The sequence below is a fragment of the Agathobaculum hominis genome, assembly GCF_014288055.1.
GTDB lineage: Bacteria > Bacillota > Clostridia > Oscillospirales > Butyricicoccaceae > Agathobaculum > Agathobaculum hominis.
In genome coordinates this window covers 1-3,007 of the sequence record NZ_JACOPK010000016.1, presented here as the reverse complement: position 1 = coordinate 3,007, position 3,007 = coordinate 1, and the positions used below count along the sequence as shown (strand labels likewise).

1 rRNA gene is annotated in these 3,007 nt (G+C 51.2%); it reads left to right on the top strand.

Annotated elements, in window-relative coordinates:
* Positions 1–96 precede the first annotated feature (96 nt).
* Positions 97–2,938 (top strand): 23S ribosomal RNA (locus H8S02_RS12335).
* Positions 2,939–3,007 lie beyond the last annotated feature (69 nt).

Genomic DNA, 3,007 nt, shown 5'->3' with positions numbered 1-3,007 from the left:
CGTACTACAAATAGCTAAATTTAACCGAGATTACTCTAATAATTGAGATAAACGAAAGTTTATCCGCTACAATCCATGTAAATGGATTTTACAGCTGGTCAAGCTGTAAAGGGCGCAAGGGGAATGCCTTGGCACTGAGAGCCGACGAAGGACGCGACAAGCTGCGATAAGCTACGGGGAGCCGCAAATGGGCTTTGATCCGTAGATTTCCGAATGGGGAAACCCGGCAGAGCAATACTCTGTCAACGTACACTGAATACATAGGTGTACGTGGGGAACCGCCTGAACTGAAACATCTAAGTAGGGCGAGGAAGAGAAATCAACCGAGATTCCGCTAGTAGTGGCGAGCGAACGCGGAAGAGGCCAAACCGGAGGTAGCAATATTTCCGGGGTTAGGACTGCAACATGTAACTTTAATCTTTAACTGAATGCTTTGGGAAGAGCAGCGAAACAGGGTGACAGCCCCGTAAGTGAAAGAGATTGAGTGCTAGCAGTATCCAGAGTACCAGCGGACACGTGAAACCCGCTGGGAAGATGGGGGGACCATCCTCCAAGCCTAAATACTACTCAGTGACCGATAGTGGAGCAGTACCGTGAGGGAAAGGTGAAAAGCACCCCGGGAGGGGAGTGAAAGAGAACCTGAAACCTTGTGCTTACAAGCACCGAGAGCACGTTAAAGTGTGATCGGGTACTTTTTGTAGAACGGTCCGGCGAGTTAATATTTGCAGCGAGGTTAAGTAACTGGAGTTACGGAGCCGTAGCGAGAGCGAGTCTGAATAGGGCGTATGAAGTTGCAGGTATTAGACCCGAAACCGGGTGACCTATCCATGAGCAGGCTGAAGCGGTGGTAAGACACCGTGGAGGGCCGCACCCACGTCTGTTGAAAAAGCCGGGGATGACTTGTGGATAGCGGAGAAATTCCAATCGAACTCGGAGATAGCTGGTTCTCCCCGAAATAGCTTTAGGGCTAGCGTTATTTTAGATTACCGGAGGTAAAGCACTGAATGGTCTAGGGGCCGCGAGGTTACCAAAGCCTATCAAACTCTGAATGCCGGATAATTGATGAATAGCAGTCAGACTGTGTGAGATAAGTCTCATAGTCAAAAGGGAAACAGCCCAGATCTACAGCTAAGGTCCCAAATGAACACTAAGTGGAAAATGATGTGAAACTGCGAAGACAACCAGGATGTTGGCTTAGAAGCAGCCACTCATTCAAAGAGTGCGTAATAGCTCACTGGTCGAGTGGTTTTGCGCAGAAAATGTAACGGGGCTAAGTGTTCAACCGAAGCTTAGGCATTGCAGTAATGCATTGGGTAGGGGAGCGTCGTATGCGGGGCGAAGTCAGAGCGGAAGCACTGGTGGACTGCATACGAGTGAGAATGCCGGAATAAGTAGCGAGAATTATGTGAGAATCATAATGGCCGAAAATCTAAGGTTTCCTGGGGAAGGTTCGTCCGCCCAGGGTTAGTCGGGAGCTAAGCTCAGGCCGAAAGGCGTAGGCGATGCACATACGGTAGAAATTCCGTAACCACCGAACTTTAAGCTAGAGGGACGCTTTCTTCAAGGTTATCCCGGGCGATGGTTGCCCCGGGCGTAAGGGACCGAAATTTAGTAGGGAAGTAACTGGCGAGAGAGACGAGAAAAGCTCTAGTGTATACTAAGGTGCCCGTACCGCAAACCGACACAGGTAGAAGGGATGAGTATTCTAAGGCCAACGGGAGAAGGGTTGTTAAGGAACTCGGCAAATTGGCCCCGTAACTTCGGGATAAGGGGCGCCTGCGAGAGCAGGCCGCAGTGAAAAGGCCCAAGCGACTGTTTAGCAAAAACACAGCTCTCTGCTAAATCGAAAGATGACGTATAGGGGGTGACGCCTGCCCGGTGCTGGAAGGTTAAGGGGAGTGCTTAGCGCAAGCGAAGGTGCGAACTTAAGCCCCAGTAAACGGCGGCCGTAACTATAACGGTCCTAAGGTAGCGAAATTCCTTGTCAGGTAAGTTCTGACCCGCACGAATGGCGTAACGATTTGGGCACTGTCTCAACAGCCCGCCCGGCGAAATTGTAGTACCGGTGAAGATGCCGGTTTCCCGCAACTAGACGGAAAGACCCCATGGAGCTTCACTGTAGCTTGATATTGGACTTCGGTATTCCATGTACAGGATAGGTGGGAGGCTAGGAAGCGAGCGCGCCAGCGTTCGTGGAGCCGTCCTTGGGATACCACTCTTGGGATATTGGAGTTCTAACCTGCGACCATGAATCTGGTCGGGGGACATTGTCAGGTGGGCAGTTTGACTGGGGCGGTCGCCTCCAAAAGAGTAACGGAGGCGCTCAAAGGTTCGTTCAGCACGGACGGAAATCGTGCACTGAGTGTAAACGCATAAACGAGCCTAACTGCGAGAATGACGGTTCGAGCAGTAACGAAAGTTGGAGTTAGTGATCCGGCGGTATGTGAATGGAAATGCCGTCGCTCAACGGATAAAAGCTACCCTGGGGATAACAGGCTGATCTCCCCCAAGAGTCCACATCGACGGGGAGGTTTGGCACCTCGATGTCGGCTCATCGCATCCTGGGGCTGAATTCGGTCCCAAGGGTTTGGCTGTTCGCCAATTAAAGCGGTACGCGAGCTGGGTTCAGAACGTCGTGAGACAGTTCGGTCCCTATCTGTTGCGGGCGCAGGAATATTGAGAGGAGCTGTCCTTAGTACGAGAGGACCGGGATGGACGTACCGCTGGTGCACCAGTTGTTCTGCCAAGGGCATAGCTGGGTAGCTAAGTACGGACGAGATAAACGCTGAAGGCATCTAAGCGTGAAACTCCCCTCGAGATAAGTGTTCCCATCCTTCGGGAGTAAGGCCCCTTGTAGACTACAAGGTTGATAGGTCAGGAGTGGAAGTGCAGTAATGTATGGAGCGGACTGATACTAATAGGCCGAGGGCTTGACCTAAAGAATTAGGTGTAACCTCGATGAAGAATAGCGATTGCGAGTAAGATTGTTCAGTTTTGAAGGTGTAAA